The following is a 25,748-nucleotide window of genomic DNA, read 5'->3' on the forward strand; positions in this document are numbered from 1 at the left end:
TAAAAAACAGTAATAATTACTATTACTGTTTTTTATTTTTTTCCTCAATCCATTTGCTCATATATTTTGTGGCTTGCAATGTTTGATGTTGTAACAAACTACCTAAAAAGTTTTGTTTTCTATGTTCAGTTAGGTTTTGTTGTGTTGATTCAATTCTTTCAATAAAAGTCTTTCTTAATCTTTCTTTATCATATAACTGATTGATGATCTCAATTCCGTTTTTTTGACATGCTGTCCAAATGGTTTTATTGGAATACAACTCAACAGCTTTATCAACAAAATTATTCCAATCATCCTCAACAAAACCATTCCAAGGTAAATCTTCATGCATTCCTTCTGCACCTAGTGAAGTGGTTACACTTGGTGTTCCACAAAGCATAGCTTCAGTAAGCTTTCCTTTAATTCCTGCGCCAAATCGGATTGGTGCTAAAACTACACGCGCTTTTTTCACAACTTCTAAAGCGTCCTCAGCAAAACCTTTAATAATAAATCCTTCTTCTGGTTTGTGTAATTGATGTATTTGTTGTGAAACATAAGCTCCGTATATATGAACTTCAGTTTTAGGTAATTGCTTCCTTATAAGTTTCCATAGCTTTTTTAACTGTAAAACTGTATCTACATTTGGTTGATGAAAAAAGTTTCCTACAAACACAAAGTGTTCTCTTTCTTCATATGATGCCCAATTTAATTTTATTTCATCATTTATACTTGACAACATAAATGGTAAATGAAATACCAAATTTTCATCAATCTTAAAAAACTCTTTTAAAATTTTCATTTCAAAAGAAGATACAATTAAACTGATATCACTACGTAAAATAGAGGCTATTTCTCTTTTAGCTATATCACTTTCTAATAAATGATTTAACTCAAATTTTTCCTCTTTTTTAATTATTTCCTGCCTTGTTTTTCGTAATGCATGAAAATCTTCAGTATCTAGAATTCGGATAGCATTAGGGCAGTATTCTGAAACTCGCCATCCAAATTGCTCTTCCGTCATAAATCTATCAAAAACAACAAAATCTGGCTGTAAGTTTTTTACAAAATCATCAAAACAATCCGAATTTAATGTAATTGGTCTTTCATTAATTCCAAGATTTGATAAATCAATAGAATATACTGTTTTTTGCGCGGCTGAAGCAAATGTTATCTCGTAATTCTGGGCTAAAAAAGTTTCTATCAACTGAAACATTCTATTACCTGCTCCCGTTGTTTTTTCTAACCAAACAAAACCTATAATTAAAACAGATTTCAAGCTATTGTTGTGCTTTTGCTGCTCTCGCCCAATCAATAATTTGTGTAACCTGAGCCTCTGTTAATTTAGCTTCTTTATGTAACCAAGTGTATGTTTTTAAAGGCATTTCATGCTCTTCCATAACTTCAATCACCTCTTCTAAAGCATGTTCTTTTTGGTCTTTATTATAACTATTCCAATCAGAAAAATTTAAATGTTCTTTTCCTTCTTCAATATGGTGTGCTATTCTAAAATTAAGCGGAGTTATTTGGAAATACCAAGGATACTGGGTGTTGTTAGAATGACAATCAAAACAAGCGTTAAATAACATTCTTTTCACCTCATTACTTGGAGTAGTTTCAGCTAAAAAGGGTTTTAAGTCATAATTACCTTGATTTTTTTCTGGCTGAATAAATTGTACCGTTATTAAAATAGCGACTATCGCTAAGGCTAATTTTTCAAATTTGCTCATAATTGTTCTTTGTTAGTTGCTCAAAAATAGTAAATAATCTTGATTGTTTTTTTAAGGTAAATAATTGTACTTTTGTAATGAAAAAATCATATTAAAAAATGAAATACGATATCATCGTTATAGGTTCTGGTCCTGGTGGTTACATTGCTGCGATTAGAGCTTCACAATTAGGTAAAAAAGTAGCAATTATAGAAAAATACGCAACATTAGGTGGTACATGCTTAAATGTTGGTTGTATTCCTTCAAAAGCATTATTAGACAGTTCACACCACTACTATGATGCTGTTCACCATTTTGAAGAGCATGGAATTTCTGTTGAAAATCCAACTTTTGACTTTGGCAAAATGGTAGATCGTAAAGCTAAAGTAGTGGAGCAAACTACTGGCGGTATCAAGTTTTTAATGGACAAAAACAATATTGATGTTTACGAAGGTTTAGGTTCTTTTGAAGATGCTACTCATGTAAAAGTTACCAAAAACGATGGTTCTTCTGAAGTAATTGAAGGTGAAAATATTATTATAGCAACTGGTTCTAAACCATCTACTTTACCTTTTATTTCTATAGATAAAGAGCGTGTTATCACCTCTACAGAAGCTTTAAAATTAAAAGAAGTTCCAAAACATTTATTAGTAATTGGTGGTGGAGTAATTGGATTAGAATTAGGCTCTGTGTATAAGCGTTTAGGAGCAGAAGTTAGCGTGATTGAATACGCTCCAAGCATTACTCCAACAATGGATAAAGATGTTTCTAAAGAACTTCAAAAAGTTTTAAAGAAACAAGGAATGAAATTTAATGTTAGTCATGGTGTTACTTCTGTTGAAAGAAACGGTGAAGAAGTAATTGTTAAAGCAACTAACAAAAAAGGAGAAGAAGTAACTTTTACAGGTGATTATTGTTTAGTATCTGTAGGACGTAAACCTTATACAGAAGGTTTAGGATTAGAAAATGCAGGTGTTAAAGTAAATGAAAGAGGTCAAATTGACGTTAATGATCATTTACAAACTAATGTAAGTAATATTTATGCTATTGGTGATGTTGTAAGAGGTGCAATGTTAGCTCACAAAGCTGAAGAAGAAGGTGTAGTAGTAGCGGAGCATTTAGCTGGAGAAAAACCACACATTGATTACAACTTAATTCCAGGTATTGTGTATACTTGGCCTGAAGTTGCTGCTGTTGGAAAAACAGAACAAGAATTAAAAGATGCTAAAATTGAATATAAAGCTGGTAAATTTCCAATGCGTGCTTTAGGTAGATCTAGAGCCAGTGGAGATATTGATGGTTTTGTTAAAGTGTTAGCTGATAAAAATACTGATGAAATTTTAGGAGTACACATGGTAGGTGCTCGTGTAGCAGATTTAATTATGGAAATGGCTGTTGCTATGGAATATAGAGCTTCTGCTGAAGACATTGCTCGTATTTGTCATGGTCATCCTACATACTCAGAAGCTGTTAAAGAAGCGGCTAAAGCAGCATGGGATGGAAAACCTTTAAATAGTTAAGATACATGATATCTTATTAAATTAAAAAAGCGGCTTATACAGCCGCTTTTTTATTAATTATACCTTACACTACTCATTGCTTTTATTATTAGTGATTTTATAGCTGTTTTGCATGAATTTTCTAAATATAAATCATGTAAATTGTCTAAAAACTCTTTAGTTTTTCCATAGTGTAACTTACGTGTTAATTGCTGCTGTAAAACCTGTTTCCATAATACAAACAATTTGTTTGTAAGTAGTTTATTTGTCTCATAACTCTTATTTAATTGACAGCAGGTACTTTTTGTATAACTCTTAAAAATAATAGGCATCATAACTAGTTTAGAAAATATTAACTCAGCTCTATTTAAAATTTCTTTATCAGATTTTATAGTAACAATTCTAAAATTATTACGATTCTTATCAATTTTTGAGATATGTAACAAAAATGAACTAACAATCATTTCTGAACAATCTACAATACATTCATAATAGATTTCTACCCCCAAGTTTGTATTGAGAATTAGCACATCATTACCTGTAGTGGATTTAAGAAAGTTTTGAAGTCTCACTACTTCTTTGTGAGGTAATAGCAACTCTCTTTTGTATTGTTTACCGTAAATAAAAACTGCATTCAAAACCTAAATTATTAAATCAACAATAAAAACCCATTTAAATCAAATATTATCATTTAATTTAAGATTTTAAATACAAAATTAACAATAAGATATTGTTTAATTAAAAATACACATTGATTCTCTTTATAAATGGATTGTTTGATTTTATGCATAAAAAAATCCGAGTATTGATACTCGGATTTTTATCATTTAAATTGAATTAAAATTATAAACCATAAAAAGAACCAACATTGTCTTCTACTTTAGCGGCTTTTTTAATTGCCTCATACATCATGAAAGTCTGATTTTTTCTTTGGTTAGCGATTCTTTTTCTGTAAGAATCATAGTTAGGTAATTTTGTTGGTAATTCTTTTTTAGTAACTACAAAAGCAAATACACCTCTATCACCCACTACTTTGTTAAACAACTCATTTTCTTTAGCATTTAACATCGCTCCAACTACTTTTGGTTCAAAACCTACACCAGTAATTGTTGGAGACTGTAAGTTTACATCAGAAGCTGTTCTTACAGTTTGTTTAGTTGCTGACGCTATTTCTTCAAGTGTGCTACCTGTTAACTTACCTTTAATAATCTCTGCTTTCTTTTGGTTTGCTATAATAGGACGAACTTTACTAATTGCTTTGTCAACTGGCATTAATCCTTTAGCTGTTTTATCTGTAACAGTAGCTACAACGTATCCTCCATTTACATCAAATCTTTTGAAATCTCCTATTTCAACATCACTTCCAAAAGCCCAAGAAATAAGTTGTCTTTCATTTCCTAAACCAGGTACATTTTCATCTAAAACTTTTAAACCTACAGCTGGTAAAACACTTACATTACTTTCTTTAGCTAAAGCATCAATATCTCCTCCGTTAGATAAACCTTGCGCAAAAGTCTCAGCATCTTGGAAAATTTTATTTTCTGTAGCTTCTGAAGCTTCTATTTTACGAGCAAATGTAGCTAACTTAACTGCATTTTGGTAATTCTTTTGATCTTCAACATGAATTATATGGAAACCAAAAGCTGTTTTAACAACACCCATTTCATTTTTATCACTTTCAAAAGCAAAATCTCTAAACTCAGGTACCATTGTGTTATAGGTAAACCAACCTAAATCACCACCTTTTTCAGCATTTGATTTATCAGCAGATAATTCTTTAGCTAACTCTGCAAACTTAGATTTGTTAGCCTTAACAACAGCTAGTAAGCTATCAGCTTGTGCTTTTGCCTGATCTTCAGTTAACGTAGTTTCTGCACTAGCTGAACGAGACCCCACAAATGGTATTAAAATATGTTTAGCTTTTACTGAATCTGGTACACGTGTAATGTTAGTTACTTTAGAAATTTTAAAGTATCCGTTGTCTTTGTATGGCCCAAAAACATCTCCTTCTTTTGCATTGAAAATATCTTCTGCAATAGTTTGAGGAACTTGAACTTTAAATTGTAAGCTTTCGTTTAATGGTAAGTCTGATTTGTTTTCATCTAAAAACGTTTTATAATCTGTAACCGACTTTAAACCTTTAACGGTAATATTACCTTTGGTAACATTACTATACTCTTCTCTATCTTCTAATAACTTTGCAACCTCAGTTTTAATTGCTTCTTCATCTTCTGGAGTAGCTGTAATATCAAATTTCACGTATTTAACGTCTCTAGATGCTTCAACTTGATATTCGTTAGCATGGTTATTAATGTAACTTTCAATTTCACTTTTCTTTACTTGAACTAAGCTATCAGCAACAGATGTAAAAGGAACATAAACAAAGTTTCCAGATACTTTTGTATTTTCTGTAAAGTATTGAGCTTCTCCTTCTTTTAAAGATGCCCCTAAACCTGCAGCCACTAAATTATCATAAGCTGTTTTTTGTAGGTTACTCTTTAATGAGGCCATATAGTTTTGCCAAGCACTCCACTCAGTATTGTTATCTGCCTTAATTGTAGCTAAGTGTTCTTTCAACTTATCTTTATCAAAAATTCCTGAAGTTTGGAATCTTGGATCATTTTGTACAGATGGTGCTTCGTATAAAGCATTCATGATATCAGTTTCACCCACAGTAATACCTGCTTCTGCTAACTGAGTTTCATATATTTTTTGTCTTAATAAATTATTCCATACATTTTTTGCAGCTTGCATTTCAGACAGTTGATTTCCTGTTTGAGCTTTATAGTTTTCTAAAGCTTCTGCAAACTCTTGGCGCGAGATTGATTCTCCGTTTACTTCTCCTACTTCGTTTACTTTACTTGCGCTAAAAAAGTCGGTTAAAGTAGATGGATCTAATACAAACGCAAATAGCGCTAAACCTATTACAAGAATTAAGAACAAAGAACGTTCTCTAATTTTCGATAAAATTGCCATATGTGATTTATTTTATTAACAGTGTGCGAAAATACAATTTCACATTTAATAATGCAATGTTTTTTTGGCTGTTTTACAGCTTGTTTAATAGATATGTGAAGTGTTTTAATCTTCATTAGGATCTAAAGAAAAATAAATTGAATCTATTTTTGTAGAACTTACATTGGTTATTTTGATATGAAAATTGTCTATAACCAACTCTTCCCCTTGCTCAGGAATATTTTCTGTATGGTTTATTATGAAGCCTCCTAAAGTTTCATATGCATCTTCTTTAGGTATGTTTAATCCATATTCTTCATTAACATAATCAACTTCTAAACGTGCAGAAAAATGATATTCAGATTCGCTAATTTGTTCTTCTAATAACTCTTGACTATCATGCTCATCTTCTATTTCACCAAATAATTCTTCTACAACATCTTCAACAGTAATAATACCTGATGTACCTCCGTATTCATCAACAACTACGGCAATACTTTTTCTTTTTTTCATTAAACTGTTTAAAACGTCATTAATCATCATTGATTCTGGTACTATTTCAACTGGCAACAGAATGGATTTGATTGATTTAGGCCTTTTAAACAACTCAAATGCATTTACATATCCCAAAATATCATCTAATGAACTTTTATAGACTAGTATTTTAGAATATCCGCTTTCTATAAATAAATTTTTAAGATTGGCTACCGTTTCATGTACTTCAACCGCTAGAATTTCTGTTCTTGGCACCATAATTTCACGTGCCTTAACTTTATTAAACTCCAGTGCGTTTTGAAATATTTGTATCTCAGAATCCATGATATCATCATCATTACCAGAATCTAATTGTTCCGAAATATAGTTTCCTAATTCTTCTTTACTAAACTCTGTTTGAACTTCATCTTCTCTTGCTCTAAATAAGATATGTAAAAAGAAGTCAGAAATTTTATTGATAAACTCTGTTATGAAATAAAATAAAACAAAGAAGAAATATGCTGGTAGCGAAAACAATTTTAATGCTTCGTTAGCGTAGATTCTAAAAATTGCTTTAGGTAAAAATTCAGCAGTAACTAAAATTAAAAGTGTAGAAATTAATGTTTGGGTTATTAACTGAATATCATTTAATAAATAATTAATTAACGTATAATTGGTAGGTAAGAAAGACTGAAACCAAGTCATTAACACCTCTCCCATAAAATAACTGTAAATAACCAAAGCAATATTATTACCGACTAGCATGGTGGTAATAAATTTAGATGACTTCTCTGTTATTTTTGAAAGAATCTTTGGAAGAAAACCTTCTTTCTTTTTCTCTAATTCTATGTGTAATTTGTTTGCCGATACAAACGCTATCTCCATACCTGAAAAGAAGGCTGAAAATAAAATAGATATAAAAATTATAATTAAGTCTACAGTCATTAACGTTGCTTATTTCTTTGCTCTAATTTTCTTCTAAAATTACGTTTAAATAAGAAAACTAACAACATAAAAATAGCAAAACCAATACTAAAATAAGATTGTCCTCTATTAGTATTCCAGTTTAGTATTGCATCTATTAGTAACACTACAGCTACAACAACATAGCCATACTGTACATATTTCCAAAATTTATTCATTATAATTCGTTTTGATCTGCCTCTATATCACCTGTAATATCTTTAGCTATCCATTTTTTTAAATCTTGACTAGATTCAAAACCGTAACCATTAATAGTGTCTTTTGGTGTAGTTAATCTAAAACCATCTTCTGTAAAATAATAGGCTTCTTTTTGATCCCAGAAAAGTTGATTGGTTTCAAGTTTTATCTTGTCTTTATGATTAAACACCACTACATTTCCTTTTATTTCAGATATCGCAGTATTGTCATAGGTTATAGCGTAGTTTCCAGAAACAGTTGTAGAATCTAAACCATTATCACTAATGGTAGTTATTAATATTCCTTTTGGAAACTCTTTATAAGGATGTTCTTTCCTATTAGAAAAATCGTGTAAAAGAGGTGTTTTTAATCGAGAAGTTATTCGCCCAGAATCTTTGTAAACATGGTAAGCATTTTTAGATATCCCTATTGGCATATTTTTATCTGCTAAAAAATCTCGAACCTTTTGTGTATTATTAGTACAAGAAAAAAACATTGCTATCAAACTAATGACAGCAATGTTAATTATAGTATTTCTTGAAAAACTATTCATGTAAATAGATTATGGTACACGAACTGTTTCACCAATCCAACATCCAATTTTATGAGAGCTACCAGAAGCAACACCTTTGGTAAAAATCAACTTTTTAGATGGTACATTACCTTTATAATTTTTAATGTATCTTCCTGCGTTTGAGCTAGGATCTACTCTTTGAGCCTTGTAAGCCATGTTTAATGCAGCTACATAAACCATACGCTTTTCAAATTCATCACTACCACATGAGTTAGCACTCTGTGCATACATTGCTCCTATTAATAAATATGCTTTACCTAAGTTAGGATTGTATTTTAAAGCTTCATAAGCTAAACTTCTTGCTTTACTTAACCTACCTCTATCTCTAGATTCTTGCGCTGCAATTAATTTCAATTTAGCCTTTTTAAACGGATCTGTTTCTAAGTTAAATGCTTTTTCTCTCATTTGAGCAGCACCATTAGCGTCTCCATTTTTATCTAAAACTCCTGCTAAAAAGTTATAAGCATCTGCAGATTGAGTTACATCTGCATAAGCTGTAGCTAACTTTTCAAATAAAGGATCTGTTTGACAACCTTTGTTATACATTCTAGACACAGCTCTTTTTAACCATACTCCATCTGTTTTATTAGCTTCAAAATCTCTAGAGTAAATAGGTATTAATCTTTCACAAGTTGCTATTTCAGAAATCATATTATCTAAACCACTTTCAACTTTACCTAACGCTTTAGAGTTAATAGTGTAAGCTTTTAATTTTCTTGTTTCTTTGGCATCTAAAGTTCCTGCTTCTTCTTTAGCTTGTAACGGTGCTAATTTTTTAGTGTAATCATCTAACTTTTCTTCAACAGACTCCATTACATCATCATACGCATTAAAAACTCTTTGCGGGTCAGTATCTTTATATCTATCAGTTACTCCTTGGAAATATCTGTAAATATTTTTTACACTCATATCTTTAGGAGAAATTTTATATGCTTTTTCTAAAATTGCAAAAATTTCATCATCTGTAGATAAATTATTTTTAATTAAATAATCTGCATAATCACTATGTGCTTTTGCAGCATCTTTATTTGGAAAGTTTGCTAACCTTGTTTCATAAACTTTAGTAACTAGTGCATGATCTTTAGTCTTCTCAGCGGCAATAGCACCATACTTATAGATATTAACTGATAATGTTGGACAGTTTGCCATTAAAGGGTGTAAATTCTTTTTTGCTTCAGCATACTTTTTAGTTTTAACATCTCCTTTTAATAAATTATACTTAATAGTACAATCTTGACTTGCTTGTGCGTTAATATTGTTAACACCTACAAACAAAAATAAACTTGCTATTACATACGTAAGTTGTTTCATCATATATCAGTTTTCGTTAATCTATTTCTCTCTTTTTAAACCAATTAATATCGTTTAAAGATAAACTTAATCGAACATTAAAATAGTTTTCTTTAATTAAATTATTGTTGGTTGTTCCTCTTTGCCCGTATTCAAAACCTAAATTTAAATTAGATAGTTGTTTTGGCAATGGTAACCCTAAACCAACATTTATGCCAAAGTCATTTATTGGCTCATAATTATTTCCATTTCTGATTAATAAACCAGTATTTTCAATACGTAATCCAGCTCTATATGTAACTCTATCCCAATAGCTAGATATTGAATTTATTTTAGGAATATAATACCCACCAATAGATGTTCTAATTGAGTTTTCAAAAGCATAGTTGGCACTGTTTGAAGTATCTTGAAATGCTTGTTGGAATTCTGAATTTAAGCCCACATACCATTTATTTTGCTTACCTAAACCAAATCCGATAATTGTTTGTATAGGGTTTTTAAAGGTTCCTTTATAAGGGTCGCTGTAAACAGTATCTCTAGGAATTTCAAATCCGCTATTACTAAAAGATAAACTGTATAAGCTTTTATTACCTGTTTGATTTAATTCGTTAGAAAATTTAATTGCAGCTCCTGTACTTAACTCTAAACCTTTTTTAAGTTTGGTTTTATACTGTGCACCTAATTTAACTTCTCCGCCACGAATAGTTGTTTCTTCGTAATATTTAGTAGCTAGAGCTACATTGGCTCTTTGGTTTAATACTTCTCTTTCAATAGTACCAAACGTATAAGCTGCTTCAATACCTAATGAAAAACCATCAAAAACATACATTCCAAAGCTTCCGTACAATCTTGTAGTACCACCGTTTCCAGAATTTCTGGTAATTTCAGTAATTTCACCATCTACATCTAACATCTCATTAATTAAAGAATATCCAACAGTAGTTGAGGGTTGTAAACCAGCAGAAAAACCAGCTTTTTTACCGATAGGAAAACCTAAAGCTATATATTGTAAACTTGTTGTGTTACCAGATTGTGATGCATCAGCTTCTTTTAAGGTTAAAAAAGAAACTAAACCTCCTAAACCATAAGTTGAAACACGGATATCTGCCGTTGCAGCAGGATTTATAAAGTTTAAGTATTGGTTTTCTTTCATAGCTACTCCAATTCCTCCCATTGAAGCTTGCTCAACAGTTTTAGGCTTGAAGTTTTCACCTATCCCAAAAAAAGAATATGGTGACGAGTTGTTTCTTTGCGCTGACAAGCTTACTGTTGTAAGCACTAAAAAGGCTACAAGAAGTCTATTAATCATTCGTTGTATTATAATTCAAAATTGTTTGTAATCCCTCCAAAACAAAATTTGGATGGGCAAATATGCCATTTTTTAATTGTTTAGCCAAGAAATTTGTATCTCCTCCTGTTAAAACTACTGTTAAATTGTAAAATTCTTGTTGATACTGATGAATTATTCCTTTTATTTCATTGCACAAACCGTTAACTACTCCTGAGTGAATTGCGCTTACGGTAGTGTCTCCAATAAAATTTTTTGGTATCTCTGCTGATAACAAAGGAAGTTTAGCTGTATAATTGTGAAGCGCTTCGTACCTCATTTTTAAACCTGGTGAAATTGCCCCGCCTAAAAACTCTCCTTTTTCATTTATAAAATCAAAAGTTATACATGTACCTGCGTCTATAACTAAAACATTTTGTTTAGGATATTTTACTACTGCAGCAGCAGCCAACGCTATTCTATCTACTCCTAAAGTAGTTGGAGTAGCATATTTATTTACAAAAGGGATTTTTGTAGCATGATTTAATATTACCAACGGTACAATTTCTTCTATTTTTTTGATTTTATCATCTGATAATTTTGCTACGGAAGAGATAATAGCTCCTGAAATTTTATTTTTATTACATTTTTTTTGAACCTCAGATACAATTTCCTCCTTATCAAAAACCTCCTGTTCCATTAAAGTATCCTCCTTAAAAACAGCTAGTTTAACTCTTGTATTCCCTACATCTAATATTAAATTCATTCTTTAATTTTATGAAGTGTGTAAATTTACAATACATTTTTTTAAAGTAATTACTTTGTAAAATTAAAAAACGATTGTATATTTGCATCCGCTAAACAAAAGCAGCTAATTGGTGCCTTAGCTCAGTTGGTAGAGCAAAGGACTGAAAATCCTTGTGTCCCTGGTTCGATTCCTGGAGGCACCACAAATTAAGCTCGTAGTTTATTACGAGCTTAATTTTACCAAGCGCTTTTGATTACAGCTGGTGCCTTAGCTCAGTTGGTAGAGCAAAGGACTGAAAATCCTTGTGTCCCTGGTTCGATTCCTGGAGGCACCACATAAAAAAACCGAACAAATGTTCGGTTTTTTTTATTTTAATTTAAAGCTCATTGCTACAGGTAAATGATCTGAAGCCTCTCCAAACCTCTCTAAAACATCTCCTTCTAAATACTGTATCGTATTTTTTGTAAAAAAAATATAATCTATTCTTTTATCTGGCTGAATGCTATTAAACGTGTTTTTAATTTCTTCTAAATTAAAAGCAGCACATCCAACATCTTTATCTGATAAAAGTTCTTGAATAGCTCCTTTTTTATTTCTTGCTTCTGAATTGAAGTCTCCTAACAATATTGTTGGATACTCTTTTGCATATTTTTTAAAAATTGATACTACTTTTTTATACTGATTTCTTCTTGTTGTTGAATTAAACGCTTCTAAATGGACATTAATTAAAACCACTTCTTGTTTGTTAATTAACATTTTTACAACTTGTGCTAACCTTTCTAAATAAAAAGCTTCCCTGTAAAAAGGATTCTCTTTTACACGCTCTAAAACAACTCTTTCTTGTGATATAATTGGACATTTACTTATAACCGATTGCCCAGATAAAACTTTACCAAAATGAACGCTTGGTGGCCAATATGGAAATGGCAAATAGGTTTCATCCCAATTAATTGAGTTTGCTGCATACTGATAGCCTAAACTTTGGCTAATTTCTTTTTCTTGATTTACATTAAAAGACCTATTAGCATCATAATCAATTTCTTGAAATGCAATTATAGATGGATTTTCTTTTTTAAATTCTGATATAACCAGGTTTAAATTATCATCAAATAACTTTTTGGGCTTTATTACAGCCCTATTATTAGTCATTCCACTTAAATAGCCAATATTGTAGGTTACTACTTTAAAAACACTGTCATTTTCATTTATTTGACTTGTTTCATATTCTTTTAACTCGCTATACGCTCTAGAAGATAAAGTTGGTGAAGATGCCCAAAAAAAGAATATTACTACTAATATCATTACCAGTAAAGTAGTAAATAGTATAAACTTGAATAGTTTTTTCATAATTGATAAAATAGTGTTAAAGCTTTTACCAAATTTAAACCTTTTTAAATTAAGAAGGTCTTAAGTATAAATATCATAATTCCTAAAGCATGAAAAAAATTATAACCTTAGTAGTTTTAATTACCGGAGTAATTTTCTCTACACAAGCACAGAAAAAAAAGAAAGACCACAAAGAAAAATTTACCGTAGCACAACAAACAGAACTTGCTGTAAAAAAAATGACTTTACAATTAGATTTATCGCAAGATCAACAAGCTAAAATAAAACCTATACTAGCTGAAAAATATGCTTTTAAAAAGCAATTACATGAACAAAGAAAAAAAGCGAGGGAAAACAATGAAAAACCAAGCTTAAATGAACAATTTGACATCAAAAACAAAATGTTGGATCAAAAAATTGCTTTTAAAAAAGAAATGAAGCGTATTTTAAATAATCAACAATATGAACGTTTTGAAAAAATGCAGGCTAGAAAAGAGCATGGTAAGAAAAAAAGAATGAAAAAAGGAAAACACAAAAAGCATCAGCGTTCACATCATGATGCACCTGATCAAGAATAATAGATTTAATTGGTTGATTAATATTTTGATTTTTAAAAACCGTAATGCTTTTATGTGTTACGGTTTTTGCGTTAGGGATTGCAGCAAGTTACCGTGTAACGCGAAAAGCCCGCACCGAAGGGAACGCCCAAAATACTTATTTTTTAAACCAACTTGAATATTCTACATAATTATTAGCTATTCTATCTATTTCTCCAGATATTAATTCCTGTGAAATATCTTTTACTTTTTTAGCAGGAACTCCCGCATAAATGCTTCCACTTTTAACAACGGTATTTTTAGTAACTACAGCTCCGGCGGCAATTATGGTATTGCTTTCCACTATACAATCATCCATAATAATACTTCCCATACCAACTAAAACATTATCATGAATTGTACAACCATGAACTATAGCATTATGGCCAATAGATACATTGTTACCAATTGTTGTGGGTGATTTTTGATAAGTAGCATGAATAACAGCACCATCTTGAATATTTACCTGATTTCCCATTTTTATAAAATGAACATCACCTCTTACAACTGCATTAAACCAAATACTACAGTTGGCTCCCATACTTACATCACCCACTATGGTTGCATTTGGTGCCAAAAAACAATCTGTAGGAATTTGTGGGTATTTATCTTTTACTGGTAAAATTACTGGCATTAGTTAACTTTTAATTGTTGTCCTATACTTATAGTATTACTTCGTAAACCGTTGGCTTTTTTTATTGAAGCTACACTTGTATTGTATTTTCTAGCAATTGAATACAACGTATCGCCTTTTACCACAGTATGATAATTTTTTTGAGCTGTAGACTCCGATCTTGTTTCTGTTGGAACTTTACCATAGGCTCCTAACTCTAATTGCTTAGGTGTTACATAATCATACTGATGTAAATTATATTTTCTTATTAAACTGATTAGTTTAACCGGATATTTTCTGTCCGTAGCATAACCCGCTTTTTTTAAGCCATAAGCCCAATTCTTATAATCGGTAGTTTTTAATCTAAATAGACCAGCATATCTTTTTCTTGAGGTTAAAAATTGAGAATGGTCTTCATAAGATGTTTCTGGATACTTATACTTTCTGAAACATTCTGCTATTTCATCATCGTCATGAGTAACACTTTTACCTTTCCATCCTTTATGGCATTTAATACCAAAATGATTATTAGATCTAATTGCTAATGGACTTCTTCCACTTCCAGACTCTAAAATACCTTGTGCTAACGTAATACTTGCTGGTATTTTATACTTATGCATTTCTCTAATAGCAATTGGAGCAAATTTATTTACATAATCTTGCGTGTTATTTATAGTAGTTTTAGCCGTTCTTTTTTCGGGTGTTAAAACTGGTAATTTTGTTTTATTTAACGGAATAGGATTGTCTTTTACAACTACTGTTTTTGTTCTTGGTGTTGTAGTCACTACTTTTTTTGATCCACAACTTGCGGCTGTTATTGCTAAACCAATTAATAAGAATATTCTTAACTTCATGAAACCTTAATTATCTCTAAATTCTTTTTTTGTAACATTGAATTAAACCCTTTAATTCCTTGTAAACCTCCCGTATGAATTGCTAATATTTTGGTTCCTTTATTAAAATAATTTTTACCAATCATATCTATAATTCCATATAGCATTTTACTTGTATAAACCGGATCTAAAGCAATGCTTGTTTTTTGATAAAACTCGTTAATAAAACGAATTAAATCGCTATTGTATTTTGCATAACCCCCAAAATGATAGTCTGTATTTATACTCCAATTATTTTTTACTGTTGTTAACTTTTGAATATCATCATTTAAAAAATCACCTTTTAACGCAGGAAAGCCAATTATTTTTTGATTAAATTTTGCAGTATTAATCAACCCCGAAATTGTTCCTCCTGTACCAACAGGCACACAAATATAATTGAAATTTTGATCTTGTTGTGTCAAGATTTCTTCACAACCTTTAATTGCTTCATCATTAGTACCTCCTTCTGGAACAATATAAGCATTTGGGTATTTGTTTAATAAATAAGACGTAAAAGCTTTACTTGACTTCTCTTTATATTGTGCTCTAGAAATAAATTCAAACTTCATTCCGTTTTCATGAGCTTTTTGAATTGTTGGATTGTTTTTAAGTAAATTATCAAACTGATTAGCTAATTCTTCTCCCCTAATAATCCCAACAGTATCAATATTACTCATGTTTCCTGCAACTGCTGTTGCTACGATATGATTGGAGTATGCTCCTCCAAAAGTAATTACAGTATTACTTTTACTTTCTTTTGCTAAAGCTATATTGTACTTTAACTTTCTAAACTTATTTCCGGATACAAATTCGTGAATTTTATCTTCTCTTTTAATCCACAATTCTATTTCTTTATCTTTTAATAAAGGAAGATGTATTTGTTGATTTTGAGTTGGTATTGTTTGAGTAAAAAAATTCATGATCTGAAAAACCATTTGTTTTAATTATGTAAAAATATATTTGATTAAATGACTAATTTATTTCAATATATTTGGATAATAAACTTAAACCCAATCGAGAATTGAAATTCATAAACCAGAAGTTAAACTTGATTATTATGAAAAACATAATTAACAAAATATTATTTCTGTTTCTTGCTTGTTTTATTAGTGTGTCAATAAGTATAGCTTTTTCATTTATTAAAAATGAAAATGTAACAGAATTAAAAATCTATACAGCAGTTATTTATAGCGTTATAATTTGGCTCTATTATTTAATATCAGGAAAACTAAATGAATGGACTTTTACACCTAAAAAATAAATTTTCTTTGAAAATTAGTCTAATAATTACTCATAAACCCTAAAAACTAGCTATTTGCTCCTCTACTTCTTCCCAAGCTAACATTAAATTATCTAATTCACTTTTTTTAGCTTTATAGTTTTCAAAAAAGTTAGGTTTAGAAGATACTTCTTCATAATTCTGAGCTAATTCTAAATCAATTTTGGTTATTTTTTCTTCTAGATCGGCTATTTGCTTTTCTATTTTTGAAGATTTATTTTTTAATTTTTTCAGCTCTTTTTCTTGTTCTTTTGATAGTTTATAAGCTTCTTTTTTAGTGGTATCATTACCTGATTTTACAACAGTTCTTTTTTCGGCTTCACGTAAGCTTTCTATTTGATGTTGCTCTAAAAAGAAATCAATACCTCCTAAATACTCTTTAATTTCTTTGTCTTTAAAACCATAAACTTTATTTACTAAACCTTGTAAAAAATCACGATCGTGGGAAACCACAATTAAAGTACCATCAAAATTTTGTAATGCTTGTTTTAAAACGTTTTTAGAAGCAATATCTAGGTGGTTAGTAGGCTCATCCATTATCAACACGTTAAATGGCGATAATAATAACTTACATAAAGCTAAACGGTTTCTTTCACCTCCCGATAATACTTTTGCTTTTTTATCTACAGATTCTCCACTAAATAAAAAAGCCCCCAATAAATCTCGTACTCGTGCTCGATTAGAATCATTTGCAGCATCTTCCATGATTTCTAATACTGTTTTTTCCTGCGGTAAGTATTCAGATTGATTTTGAGCAAAGTATCCTACTTCTACATTATGTCCTAATTTTATACTTCCGGTATATGGTATTTCACCAACCATCATTTTAGCTAAGGTGGATTTTCCTTGTCCGTTTTGACCTACAAACGCAACTTTGGCGTTACGTTCAATCATCATATCTACATTTTCTAACACATGTTTATCGCCGTAACTTTTGCAAGCTTTTTCTGCTTCAACGACAATTTTTCCAGGCTCTTTAGATACTTGAAAACGAACATTCATTACCGCATTGTCGTCTTGGTCTACTTCTATACGTTCAACTTTTTCAAGTTTTTTTATTAATGATTGTGCCATGGCAGCTTTACTTGCCTTAGCTCTAAACTTTTCTATCAACTTTTCTGTATGCTCAATCTCTTTTTGTTGATTTTTTTGAGTTTGAAGTTGTTTCTCTTTTATTTCAGCACGTAATTTTAAAAACTCTGAGTAAGGCTTTTTATAATCGTAAATTTGACCTAATGATATTTCAATGGTTCTATTGGTAACATTATCTAAAAACATTTTATCATGAGATACCAAAACTATTGCTCCTGAATAATTTTTTAAGAAACCTTCTAACCAAATAATCGATTCAATATCTAAGTGGTTGGTAGGCTCATCTAATAGTAAAATATCATTGTTTTGTAATAATAATTTTGCCAATTCTATACGCATTCTCCAGCCTCCAGAAAAAGTATCTGTTAATTTGTCAAAATCATCTCTTTGAAAACCTAGTCCTTGTAAAATTTTCTCGGTATTTCCTTGGTAATTATAACCTCCTAATAATTCATAACGTTCTGTGAGTTCGTTCAAATCAATAATTAATTGATTATAACTTTCACTTTCATAATCTGTCCTTTCTGCTAGTTGTTGGTTTATTACTGTTAATTGTTGTTCTATTTCTTTAATTTCCTCAAAAGCTTGATAGGCTTCTTCTAAAATAGTTCTTCCTTGAACAAAATCAATATCCTGACGTAAAAATCCAATTTTAATGTCTTTATCAAAAGCTAAATCTCCAGTACTAGGCTCTATATCTTTTGATAAGACTTTTAGTAATGTAGACTTTCCGGCACCATTCTTACCAATTAAACCAACACTATCGCCTTTATTCAATTTAAAAGTAATGCCCGAAAACAAATCAGACCCCATAAAACTAACTCCTACATTATGTACATTAAGCATAAAACTATGTTATTATTTATTTCTTTTGTAACAGTTGTTACCCAGAAATATCTATTTTTTGATGAAATTTGCACAAACTTACAAAACACACACTTAACCTAATATTTTTAACTAAAAAACTATGTTTAAAAAAGGAAATAAATTATACAGTATTTTGAATTATAAATGCCCAAGATGTCATGAAGGTGCTTTTTATAAACACAAACTTTCTTATAACCCTAAAAAAGTTGCTGTAATTGAAGATAACTGCCCTAATTGTAACTTAAAATACATGATGGAACCTTCTTTTTTCTTTGGAGCCATGTATGTAAACTATGCTTTAGCAGTTGCGCTTTTTATAGCCATATTCATAATAGCTAAAGTTTTTTTAGGCATGAGTATTTTACACAGCTTTATTAGCATTGTAATTATATCTTTAATTCTTGGTCCAGTTACATTACGATTGTCAAGAATTATATGGATTAATATTTTTGTTAGTTATGATGAGAAATATTCAAATACTTCTGAAAAATCTACTCTTCAAAACGAGTAATATTTATTTCATCATCTAATGGAATATTATTTTCAATAGTATTAAATAACTGTTTAGCAACGGTTGGAGCAATCATCACCCCTCTTGTTCCTAAACCATTTAAAACATACATGTTTTTATGTGTTGGATGTTCACCTACTAATGGTCTTCTATCTTTAACGGTTGGGCGAATACCTGCGGATTGCTTAATTATTTGGTAAGGTACATTAATTACCTTTTCTAGTTTTTCTATTAATTCTTGTTTTCCTTCTTCGGTAGGAGTACCCGTTTTATCTGTCCAATTAAAAGTTGCTCCAACTCTAAAAAAGTTATTTCCAAGTGGAAAAACAAATAGTGTTGATTTTAACAAAAAATCAATATCTAAACCTGGTGCATGAATAGTAATAAGCTCTCCTTTTGTTCCGTTTAATGGTAAATAGTTAAAAAATGGATTTTTTGACAAACCATACCCTTCACTAAAAACAATTCTTTGAGCTTTGATACTATTATATTCATAATAATTGGCTTCAATATTCAACAAAGAATAATCAAAAGAATTTGTAATTAACTCATTTCTTTCTGTTAAATAACTTCTGTAGGTTTGTAATAGTAAATCTGTGTCTACTCTTCCAGTTCCTGTTAGCTCACCATAACCGTATTCTCCAATTACACCTGGTATAACATCCTTTTTTACATTAGGCAGCATATAATGAGCTAAAACGGGCTTATCTGAAGCTATAAACCAATTATTTTCATCTCCAACTGAAGTGAACATTTTTTTTGTTGTGAACTTAAAATCAAATTGTGTATTAAATTTATCTTCTAATTTCTTGTAAAAAGGAAGTGCAAGCTGAAGTTGCTCATGACCATTCCAAACTGGAGTAAATCTTTTTAAAATAACAGGATTGTACATTCCACCTGCAACTAAAGAAGAAGTTTGTGAAGCATCTTCAAAAACTATAAATGATTTATTTTGATTAATTAACTCTTCTACAAAAGCCAATCCGGCCAAACCTAAACCAACCACAATATAATCTACATTCATGCTGCAAAAATACATATTAATAAAAAAAGGACTCTAAAATAGAGTCCTTTTGTAATAATATTATTTGTAGAATTAATAATTCCACATATCCATTTCACGGTTACGTATTCCTTCTTTAATTCTGTCCGCTTCAAGTAACTGGAATAATGAATTCCCACGAACATAATCTTCAATTTTACGGTCACCGTAAAGGTTTTCTTCTTTAACAATAGTAGAATTGAATCTACGTGCATTTAACAAGTTATCATAAGATATTGGATGTGCAGAGTTTTTAGGATTAAAAACTTTAGATGCATGAAGTGTTTCACGTGCATCTGGGAAAAATACCCAGAACAATTCAAAAACTTCATCAGAATCATCAATTTCTGCGACTCCCATTACTTGTACATCTGGACCCATTGGTGCAATAGCAAGCATACGGTATTTCAATTCTCCACCACGCTTATCAAAATACCAAATACCCTTTATCAAGTATCCTTTAATATCTTGAGCTTTTACATTATATACATCAACGTATCCTCCTTGCTCTACACCACCATCAATTTCACGCTCGTTAACAGTCATCTGTTTAACTTCATCGTAACCGATTTTGGTAGTAAAGTAAGAGTCTTCATACACTTCTGTAATATCTCCGTTTTTAATACCTTTCATTAAAGTATCAAATAAAGATCTACGTGTACTTAATGCACTAGCAGTATCAACTGGATAATAGTATGGTAAATTAATTTTCTGGTTTAAATCTACATATTCCCACACCACTTTAGACCAAAGCACGTCTCTATCGCTAATATAACCATATGGTAATGGCTTATCATCGTCAGAGTCAATTTCTGCTTGAGTCTTTTTACCCAATTCTTCTACCTTTTTAGCATTTAAAAGGTTGGCTTGAGCATTCACTACTCCAGTAGTAGCTAGAGCTATAATAACCACATAAAAACGCTTCCAATTCATACTATTCTTTTTAATTTACTATTAATTAGTAATGTTAATTACTACAGGTAATACCTTTTTAATTTTATAATTAGAGCCAGACACAGATGCTTTAATATCAAAAATTGTTACATCGTCTCCTCTTCTAGCTTTTTGTAAAGCTTTTTTAGCTCTAGCATTTAAAGTTGTACCTGAACATGGAATTGCTACCTGACCTGGTACTTTTATCTTAAAACTTGATACGTTTAATTTTAAATCAAATAAGAAATCTGGCAAACCTGCTGCAATTCTTGTTTTTCCTGCACTAGACTTAGGCATAGGAACAGTACCATACTGACCTCTAACCATACCTACAGCTGGTGGAATATCCTTTACTCTAAATTTCTTTCTTGAAGTTACTTTTTTACCATCAGGTAAAGTTCCAGTAACGTTTATAGTCACTTCATTTCCTCCTCCTGGAGTCATCATGTAACTATCTCCTTTAACTCTACGTAATCCTTTTGCAGAAGCTGAAACCTTATTTGAAGGAACTCCAGGCATAGAAATTGTAATTGGGTTAGATAAACCACGGTATACAACATTCATTTTATCTGCAGAAATTACTGCTTCGTTAGGACGTGGGATAACCGAATAACCACCTTTGATTGGAATTTCAACTAAAGAATCATTTTCTTTAAAGAAAAAACTACCTTCAATAGATCTATCACCTACTCCACCAGCAGCACCATCTAATATAACTTGTCCTGCTTTAATTTTATCTTCTGGCCAATCTTTACCATTAATTACAACTTTTTCAGCTGTTAAATTAGGGTCATTTTTACCTAATACAATCTTACCAGATAATTGTTCACCAGGATAGTATGCATTTTTATCAAAAACTACCATTGCATCGTAGTTAGTCATAGAAACTGCACTTTCTAACTCTCCTCTTAATAAAGTTGATAAAGCATCTGATTCTGTTGCTTTAACATCTGCTTGAATTTGAGTTAACTTAGTTAATGAAGCAATTAAAGGAAACCCTTCGTAGTTATAATTTAACCAGTTTAACTGTAAACCTTCTCTATTTGTTACAGGATCTGTATCGAAACGAGATTTTACTACTGAAGCTATATCAGATTCTCCTAAAATCTCTAATGCAGATTTTCTGAATTCATCAATCTTAGAAACAAATTCTTTTCCTTTTGCAGTAATAGTGCCACCTTCAAAGAAATATGAATCTAAGAAGTCTGATTTATCCATTACTTGATAATCATTCTTGTCCTCTACATCCGCAGTCATTTTAGACTTTAAATCATCTACGTATGCATATAATTCATTTGCTTTAACTTTTAAAGCATCTGTTTTCTCTTTTGCTTCACCATATTGCTTAGCTTGCTCTGCAGCTTTTAACGCTAAACTTTGATAAGCTTTTTGGTTTTGCTCAGTTGCTCTTTGATTAGCATCTATAAGCTTTTCATTCATTAAACCAAAGGCAGCTAAAACTTCTTTACCCATACTCATTGCCATCATTGCAAGGAATACAAGGTACATTAAGTTAATCATCTTCTGCCTTGGTGACTGTTTACCTCCTGCCATACTATTAATTAGTTTTTAATGGTTAATAAAATTACTAATTATTTAGTAGCCATTGCAGAAAGCATTCCACCATATACTCCGTTTAACGAAGATAAGTTAGTTGCTAAAGATTGCATTTGCTCTTGTAAACGTTGAGAATTTTCAACCATAGCTGAATTTAACTCTGCTTGTTTAGAAGCGTTTTCAACCTGAGTTTGATATAAACTGTTTAAAGATGCCATTTGAGATGCAGCTTTAGACATTTGTTCGTTATAGCTATTAGTAGCTGAAATAGATTGAGATGCAGATGCTAATGGCTCAACAGCACCTTGAAAACTTTTAATACTATCACCTAAACTAGATACTAATTGAGCATCTAACTTAGCGTCTTTTAAAATATTATCTAACTTTTGAGATAATAAAGATTGAGCTTCTTCAGGAGTAGCTTCTTTAGTTTTCTTACCTCTTGCTGATGAAGCTGATGCGTCAGCTAATTCAGGGTAAACTTTTGTCCAATCTAATTCATCTTCTACTGGTTCGAATGCTGATAATGCGAATACTAATGCTTCAACTGTCATTCCAATTATTAACATTAGGTTTCCAAATGGCCAGTGCATAATTTTAAATAATGCTCCTGCAATTACGATAGCGGCTCCGAAACCGTAAGCCATGTTAAACGCTTTTTTAGTTGCTTTTGATTGTGCCATAATTTTTGATTTTTAATTAAGGGATTTATTAATATTTATTTATGATTTTTCTTGTTTGTCTAATTCTTCTTAGTTCCTAAATAGTCTTGTACAGTTCTGAATCCAATATAACTTCTAGCTGTATCTGCATATTCCCAATCACGAGAACCTACTTCTAAGAAATAAGCTACATCTTTCCAAGAACCTCCACGTACAATTTTACGTTGATTTTCTCTATTTTCTACATTTGGATTCATTGTAGACCCCATGTAGTAAGACATTTGATTATAAGCTGTATTTGTCCATTCTGCTACGTTTCCTGCCATATTATATAATCCAAAACCATTAGGATTGTATGACATTGCTTCAACTGTATACAAGGCGCCATCAGCAGCATAATCTCCACGTACAGGCTTAAAGTTTGCTAAGAAACAACCTCTATCACTTGTGGTACTTGGGCCTCCCCATGGATATTTAGCATAATCTAAACCACCACGAGCTGCGTATTCCCATTCTGCTTCGGTTGGCAATCTAAATGCTGACACTAAACCTAAACCTTTACGAGTTCTTTGATACGCATTTTTCTTCTTGGTTCTCCAGTGACAAAAAGCTCTTGCTTGTTTCCAACTTACACCAACTACTGGATACTCATCATAAGCTTGGTGAGCAAAGTACTCTTGATGCATTGGATCATTATATGAATAATTAAAGTCTTTAATCCAAACTGTAGTATCTGGGTAAACGTTTAACACTTCACTTTTTAAGAAATCCTTCCTATTTTTTCCTGTACGAGCTGCTTCCTCATTATCAAACCAGTAATACCTGTAGTTTAACAACTTTGTATTAAAAGTTCTTATACCGTTTAAAGCTTCATCTTTTTTGATATATAGAGAATCCATTACTTCTACATAATCTGCATCAGGAAATTCTTCTCTATCCCAAATAATTTCTTCTTCCCAATTTAAAGGTCTTAAAGAATCCATACCTTCTGACAACTCATAATAGTTTTCTCTCATGTATTTATCATAAGCAGACTCTTTAACAGTATCGTTAGACGCAAAAGCATATAATTGAATCCCTTGCGGTTTAGAGTTACCTCCTGCAGCTGGATCTCCATTAACACCAGACACAAATTCTGCCTGATAGGCAAGCTTTGTTCTAGTTACGGAATCACGAACCCAAAAAACAAAAGATTTATATTCACTATTAGTAACTTCTGTTTCATCCATATAAAAGGGTTGAACAGTAACTGTTCTTGTTGGAGCATTCATTGCACCTAATGGATCTTCATCTTGTTTACCCATCGTAAACGACCCTCCTTTAATGTAAACCATTCCGTATGGTTTTTCTGCAAACCATTTTCTCTTTGATTTCACTCCTACTAACTCTCCTCTGTCGCCGTTGGAACCACAACTGTAAACGATCGCCACCAATAGTGTAAGTAATACTACTTTCTTCATATTTTTTTTCTTAAAAAGCTCGTAACTTTTAAATTAATTTCTTTCTAATTAAGTAACTATATCTGAAACTACGAACTACAAATATAAATTATTTATGTTAGCTTTTGTAATGCTTTATACCATCTATCTGGAATTTTTTGTTCCAATGCTCTCATATAATCTTGATACGCACATGGTATTAACGCATGTCTTTTGTATTTATTATCTGTAATTAAATTTATTTCCATCCACCAGCGCCCACTTTTATCACTTTTATAAAAATTTATTGGGTCGTCATCTTCTAGAACCACACTAAATTTTTGATAACTTTCTTTGGTAGCATATGGGTAATCATTTGCTCTTTGATTTACACCCTCTATAAAGTACCATATAGTTTGTGCTATTAAATGTGCTGTTTGATTATTAACATCATACCTTGGATTGTATTCATAAACACCAAATGATGTCACTTTATCACTTATTCCTGCATAGCGAGCTACTGCACATAACTCCTCTCCATAAAACCCATTAGGTGATGTATTGTTGTTAGCAGGCGCTTCACTTTGCCTTACGCTTCCAATATCAATACTAACAATATCTGCATCCCTCATGATAGGCTCCACTAATTCAAGGTTTTTAACCTCACCTAATCTATAAGCATCAAAATACAGTTTGTGTAGCAATTCTATTTCTTCCTGAGGATTAAAATAAGTTTGATAGCCAATATTACTGTAATTAAATAAATTATTAGGCTTTTGCATAATAATTTTATTTAAAAAAGATTTTGATGTTAATTCATCACTCAATAACCCAATATCAAAGCGACTATCAACTGACACTAAATTTACGGTTTGCTCTAAAACATCATATGCTCTATAATTGGCATAGGTTATATCTTGACCTCCACCTATAACGATAGGCAGTATATTAAGTTTTAAAAGCTCACTAATTGTATTTGAAACTGCAAAGTAAGTGTCTTCAACAGTATTTCCAGGCTCTATATTACCTATATCAGCTATTTGAGTTGACCAATTACCAGGAAATAGACCATAAAGTTTTTCACGAATTGCAGATAAGTTCTCACCACAACCCTCGTTATCAATAGAATTCCTTCCTTCTTTAACTCCTAAAATTGCCAAAGCAACACCATCCAACTCTGGAAACCCAGATTGGTCCGTGTAGATACGAACTGTTTTTCCAAAACAGTTATCGGACTGAAACGTTATGTTTTCAGCCACTCGGCCGTTAATAGGTGATAAAAAATCTTGATTCATTATTGGGGATTATGAATGAACGCAATATA

Annotated in this window: 24 protein-coding genes and 2 tRNA genes; 5 read left to right on the forward strand and 21 right to left on the reverse strand. The window is 31.1% G+C overall.

What is annotated here, in order from left to right; translation table 11 throughout:
* Nucleotides 1-22: 22 nt before the first annotated feature.
* Nucleotides 23-1,255, reverse strand: coding sequence for a glycosyltransferase family 4 protein (locus tag ACFQ1U_RS08755; RefSeq protein WP_386107394.1), 1,233 nt, complete (start codon nucleotides 1,253-1,255; stop codon nucleotides 23-25).
* A gap of 1 nt (nucleotide 1,256) precedes the next feature.
* Nucleotides 1,257-1,706: a heme-binding domain-containing protein gene (locus tag ACFQ1U_RS08760; RefSeq protein ID WP_386107396.1), complete on the reverse strand. Its 450-nt coding sequence runs from the start codon at nucleotides 1,704-1,706 to the stop codon at nucleotides 1,257-1,259.
* A gap of 98 nt (nucleotides 1,707-1,804) precedes the next feature.
* Here ACFQ1U_RS08760 and lpdA point away from each other — a divergent pair, with 98 nt between their 5' ends.
* Complete coding sequence (gene lpdA / locus ACFQ1U_RS08765; protein WP_386107398.1) at nucleotides 1,805-3,205, forward strand: dihydrolipoyl dehydrogenase; 1,401 nt, start codon at nucleotides 1,805-1,807, stop codon at nucleotides 3,203-3,205.
* Between the two features lie 53 nt (nucleotides 3,206-3,258).
* On the opposite strand, the gene ACFQ1U_RS08770 is transcribed toward lpdA, so the two are convergent.
* The 8 genes from ACFQ1U_RS08770 to ACFQ1U_RS08805 form a co-directional block, all read right to left on the reverse strand.
* Nucleotides 3,259-3,822, reverse strand: coding sequence for a hypothetical protein (locus ACFQ1U_RS08770; RefSeq protein ID WP_386107400.1), 564 nt, complete (start codon nucleotides 3,820-3,822; stop codon nucleotides 3,259-3,261).
* Nucleotides 3,823-4,027: 205 nt separating this feature from the next.
* Nucleotides 4,028-6,160 (reverse strand): peptidylprolyl isomerase, encoded by a 2,133-nt coding sequence (locus tag ACFQ1U_RS08775; RefSeq protein ID WP_386107402.1) that lies wholly within the window; start codon nucleotides 6,158-6,160, stop codon nucleotides 4,028-4,030.
* 105 nt (nucleotides 6,161-6,265) lie between these two features.
* On the reverse strand, nucleotides 6,266-7,558 hold the full coding sequence (locus ACFQ1U_RS08780; protein WP_386107405.1) for a hemolysin family protein: 1,293 nt from the start codon (nucleotides 7,556-7,558) through the stop codon (nucleotides 6,266-6,268).
* Entirely contained in the window at nucleotides 7,558-7,755 is a 198-nt protein-coding gene (locus tag ACFQ1U_RS08785; protein WP_386107407.1) for a hypothetical protein, read from the reverse strand. The genes ACFQ1U_RS08780 and ACFQ1U_RS08785 overlap by 1 nt, the downstream gene beginning before the upstream one ends.
* A complete protein-coding gene (lptC, locus tag ACFQ1U_RS08790) occupies nucleotides 7,755-8,327 on the reverse strand; it encodes an LPS export ABC transporter periplasmic protein LptC (RefSeq protein ID WP_386107409.1) in 573 nt (190 codons plus the stop codon). The genes ACFQ1U_RS08785 and lptC overlap by 1 nt, the downstream gene beginning before the upstream one ends.
* A gap of 9 nt (nucleotides 8,328-8,336) precedes the next feature.
* Nucleotides 8,337-9,662: a hypothetical protein gene (locus ACFQ1U_RS08795; RefSeq protein WP_386107411.1), complete on the reverse strand. Its 1,326-nt coding sequence runs from the start codon at nucleotides 9,660-9,662 to the stop codon at nucleotides 8,337-8,339.
* A 13-nt stretch (nucleotides 9,663-9,675) separates the two neighbouring features.
* Nucleotides 9,676-10,947: a hypothetical protein gene (locus ACFQ1U_RS08800; RefSeq protein ID WP_386107413.1), complete on the reverse strand. Its 1,272-nt coding sequence runs from the start codon at nucleotides 10,945-10,947 to the stop codon at nucleotides 9,676-9,678.
* Nucleotides 10,940-11,671 (reverse strand): type III pantothenate kinase, encoded by a 732-nt coding sequence (locus ACFQ1U_RS08805; RefSeq protein ID WP_386107414.1) that lies wholly within the window; start codon nucleotides 11,669-11,671, stop codon nucleotides 10,940-10,942. The genes ACFQ1U_RS08800 and ACFQ1U_RS08805 overlap by 8 nt, the downstream gene beginning before the upstream one ends.
* Nucleotides 11,672-11,782: 111 nt before the next feature.
* On the opposite strand from ACFQ1U_RS08805, the gene ACFQ1U_RS08810 reads away from it, so the two are divergent.
* Nucleotides 11,783-11,855: transfer RNA gene (locus ACFQ1U_RS08810), tRNA-Phe, on the forward strand.
* A gap of 59 nt (nucleotides 11,856-11,914) precedes the next feature.
* Nucleotides 11,915-11,987, forward strand: a tRNA-Phe gene (locus tag ACFQ1U_RS08815).
* 32 nt (nucleotides 11,988-12,019) lie between these two features.
* Here ACFQ1U_RS08815 and ACFQ1U_RS08820 read toward each other — a convergent pair.
* Nucleotides 12,020-13,000 (reverse strand): endonuclease/exonuclease/phosphatase family protein, encoded by a 981-nt coding sequence (locus ACFQ1U_RS08820; RefSeq protein ID WP_386107416.1) that lies wholly within the window; start codon nucleotides 12,998-13,000, stop codon nucleotides 12,020-12,022.
* Nucleotides 13,001-13,089: 89 nt separating this feature from the next.
* Between ACFQ1U_RS08820 and ACFQ1U_RS08825 the strand changes: the two genes are divergently transcribed.
* The gene (locus ACFQ1U_RS08825) at nucleotides 13,090-13,557 is read left to right on the forward strand and encodes a hypothetical protein (RefSeq protein ID WP_386107418.1); all 468 of its coding nucleotides are present in this window, start codon (nucleotides 13,090-13,092) and stop codon (nucleotides 13,555-13,557) included.
* A gap of 136 nt (nucleotides 13,558-13,693) precedes the next feature.
* On the opposite strand, the gene ACFQ1U_RS08830 is transcribed toward ACFQ1U_RS08825, so the two are convergent.
* The 4 genes from ACFQ1U_RS08830 to ACFQ1U_RS08845 all read right to left on the reverse strand — a co-directional run bounded on the left by ACFQ1U_RS08830 (nucleotide 13,694) and on the right by ACFQ1U_RS08845 (nucleotide 18,280).
* Nucleotides 13,694-14,209 (reverse strand): gamma carbonic anhydrase family protein, encoded by a 516-nt coding sequence (locus tag ACFQ1U_RS08830; RefSeq protein ID WP_386107421.1) that lies wholly within the window; start codon nucleotides 14,207-14,209, stop codon nucleotides 13,694-13,696.
* The gene (locus ACFQ1U_RS08835) at nucleotides 14,209-15,042 is read right to left on the reverse strand and encodes a glucosaminidase domain-containing protein (RefSeq protein ID WP_386107423.1); all 834 of its coding nucleotides are present in this window, start codon (nucleotides 15,040-15,042) and stop codon (nucleotides 14,209-14,211) included. Before ACFQ1U_RS08835 ends, ACFQ1U_RS08830 begins: the two co-directional genes overlap by 1 nt.
* Nucleotides 15,039-15,983 (reverse strand): 1-aminocyclopropane-1-carboxylate deaminase/D-cysteine desulfhydrase, encoded by a 945-nt coding sequence (locus ACFQ1U_RS08840; RefSeq protein WP_386107425.1) that lies wholly within the window; start codon nucleotides 15,981-15,983, stop codon nucleotides 15,039-15,041. Before ACFQ1U_RS08840 ends, ACFQ1U_RS08835 begins: the two co-directional genes overlap by 4 nt.
* 380 nt (nucleotides 15,984-16,363) lie before the next feature.
* Nucleotides 16,364-18,280, reverse strand: a complete 1,917-nt coding sequence (locus ACFQ1U_RS08845) for an ABC-F family ATP-binding cassette domain-containing protein (RefSeq protein ID WP_386107427.1) — start codon at nucleotides 18,278-18,280, stop codon at nucleotides 16,364-16,366.
* Between the two features lie 121 nt (nucleotides 18,281-18,401).
* Here ACFQ1U_RS08845 and ACFQ1U_RS08850 point away from each other — a divergent pair, with 121 nt between their 5' ends.
* The gene (locus ACFQ1U_RS08850) at nucleotides 18,402-18,812 is read left to right on the forward strand and encodes a DUF983 domain-containing protein (RefSeq protein ID WP_386107429.1); all 411 of its coding nucleotides are present in this window, start codon (nucleotides 18,402-18,404) and stop codon (nucleotides 18,810-18,812) included.
* Here ACFQ1U_RS08850 and ACFQ1U_RS08855 read toward each other — a convergent pair.
* From ACFQ1U_RS08855 to ACFQ1U_RS08880, 6 genes are all read right to left on the reverse strand, one after another.
* Nucleotides 18,793-19,836 carry an NAD(P)/FAD-dependent oxidoreductase gene (locus ACFQ1U_RS08855; protein WP_386107432.1) on the reverse strand — a complete coding sequence of 348 codons (1,044 nt, stop codon included), beginning with the start codon at nucleotides 19,834-19,836 and terminating at the stop codon, nucleotides 18,793-18,795. The two genes, ACFQ1U_RS08850 and ACFQ1U_RS08855, sit on opposite strands and share 20 nt — an antisense overlap.
* A gap of 72 nt (nucleotides 19,837-19,908) precedes the next feature.
* Nucleotides 19,909-20,787 (reverse strand): type IX secretion system ring subunit PorN/GldN, encoded by an 879-nt coding sequence (gene porN, locus ACFQ1U_RS08860; RefSeq protein ID WP_386107434.1) that lies wholly within the window; start codon nucleotides 20,785-20,787, stop codon nucleotides 19,909-19,911.
* A 21-nt stretch (nucleotides 20,788-20,808) separates the two neighbouring features.
* The gene (gene porM / locus ACFQ1U_RS08865; protein ID WP_386107436.1) at nucleotides 20,809-22,341 is read right to left on the reverse strand and encodes a type IX secretion system motor protein PorM/GldM; all 1,533 of its coding nucleotides are present in this window, start codon (nucleotides 22,339-22,341) and stop codon (nucleotides 20,809-20,811) included.
* Nucleotides 22,342-22,379: 38 nt separating this feature from the next.
* Entirely contained in the window at nucleotides 22,380-23,027 is a 648-nt protein-coding gene (porL, locus tag ACFQ1U_RS08870) for a type IX secretion system motor protein PorL/GldL (protein WP_386107438.1), read from the reverse strand.
* 59 nt (nucleotides 23,028-23,086) lie between these two features.
* Nucleotides 23,087-24,466, reverse strand: a complete 1,380-nt coding sequence (porK, locus tag ACFQ1U_RS08875; RefSeq protein WP_386107440.1) for a T9SS ring complex lipoprotein PorK/GldK — start codon at nucleotides 24,464-24,466, stop codon at nucleotides 23,087-23,089.
* A gap of 92 nt (nucleotides 24,467-24,558) precedes the next feature.
* Entirely contained in the window at nucleotides 24,559-25,719 is a 1,161-nt protein-coding gene (locus tag ACFQ1U_RS08880; protein ID WP_386107442.1) for a formimidoylglutamase, read from the reverse strand.
* Nucleotides 25,720-25,748: the final 29 nt, after the last annotated feature.

Origin of the sequence: Tenacibaculum geojense (genome assembly GCF_042676005.1) — a bacterium.
GTDB lineage: Bacteria > Bacteroidota > Bacteroidia > Flavobacteriales > Flavobacteriaceae > Polaribacter > Polaribacter geojense.

Coding starts and splice junctions, on each gene's coding strand:
- porL (WP_386107438.1), bottom strand. CDS start 23,027: ATGGCACAATCAAAAGCAACTAAAAAAGCGTTTAACATGGCTTACGGT.
- ACFQ1U_RS08760 (WP_386107396.1), bottom strand. CDS start 1,706: ATGAGCAAATTTGAAAAATTAGCCTTAGCGATAGTCGCTATTTTAATA.
- ACFQ1U_RS08855 (WP_386107432.1), bottom strand. CDS start 19,836: ATGAATGTAGATTATATTGTGGTTGGTTTAGGTTTGGCCGGATTGGCT.
- lptC (WP_386107409.1), bottom strand. CDS start 8,327: ATGAATAGTTTTTCAAGAAATACTATAATTAACATTGCTGTCATTAGT.
- ACFQ1U_RS08845 (WP_386107427.1), bottom strand. CDS start 18,280: ATGCTTAATGTACATAATGTAGGAGTTAGTTTTATGGGGTCTGATTTG.
- ACFQ1U_RS08840 (WP_386107425.1), bottom strand. CDS start 15,983: ATGAATTTTTTTACTCAAACAATACCAACTCAAAATCAACAAATACAT.
- ACFQ1U_RS08835 (WP_386107423.1), bottom strand. CDS start 15,042: ATGAAGTTAAGAATATTCTTATTAATTGGTTTAGCAATAACAGCCGCA.
- ACFQ1U_RS08830 (WP_386107421.1), bottom strand. CDS start 14,209: ATGCCAGTAATTTTACCAGTAAAAGATAAATACCCACAAATTCCTACA.
- ACFQ1U_RS08775 (WP_386107402.1), bottom strand. CDS start 6,160: ATGGCAATTTTATCGAAAATTAGAGAACGTTCTTTGTTCTTAATTCTT.
- ACFQ1U_RS08785 (WP_386107407.1), bottom strand. CDS start 7,755: ATGAATAAATTTTGGAAATATGTACAGTATGGCTATGTTGTTGTAGCT.
- ACFQ1U_RS08880 (WP_386107442.1), bottom strand. CDS start 25,719: ATGAATCAAGATTTTTTATCACCTATTAACGGCCGAGTGGCTGAAAAC.
- ACFQ1U_RS08800 (WP_386107413.1), bottom strand. CDS start 10,947: ATGATTAATAGACTTCTTGTAGCCTTTTTAGTGCTTACAACAGTAAGC.
- ACFQ1U_RS08795 (WP_386107411.1), bottom strand. CDS start 9,662: ATGATGAAACAACTTACGTATGTAATAGCAAGTTTATTTTTGTTTGTA.
- ACFQ1U_RS08805 (WP_386107414.1), bottom strand. CDS start 11,671: ATGAATTTAATATTAGATGTAGGGAATACAAGAGTTAAACTAGCTGTT.
- ACFQ1U_RS08820 (WP_386107416.1), bottom strand. CDS start 13,000: ATGAAAAAACTATTCAAGTTTATACTATTTACTACTTTACTGGTAATG.
- lpdA (WP_386107398.1), top strand. CDS start 1,805: ATGAAATACGATATCATCGTTATAGGTTCTGGTCCTGGTGGTTACATT.
- porK (WP_386107440.1), bottom strand. CDS start 24,466: ATGAAGAAAGTAGTATTACTTACACTATTGGTGGCGATCGTTTACAGT.
- porN (WP_386107434.1), bottom strand. CDS start 20,787: ATGAATTGGAAGCGTTTTTATGTGGTTATTATAGCTCTAGCTACTACT.
- porM (WP_386107436.1), bottom strand. CDS start 22,341: ATGGCAGGAGGTAAACAGTCACCAAGGCAGAAGATGATTAACTTAATG.
- ACFQ1U_RS08850 (WP_386107429.1), top strand. CDS start 18,402: ATGTTTAAAAAAGGAAATAAATTATACAGTATTTTGAATTATAAATGC.
- ACFQ1U_RS08780 (WP_386107405.1), bottom strand. CDS start 7,558: ATGACTGTAGACTTAATTATAATTTTTATATCTATTTTATTTTCAGCC.
- ACFQ1U_RS08825 (WP_386107418.1), top strand. CDS start 13,090: ATGAAAAAAATTATAACCTTAGTAGTTTTAATTACCGGAGTAATTTTC.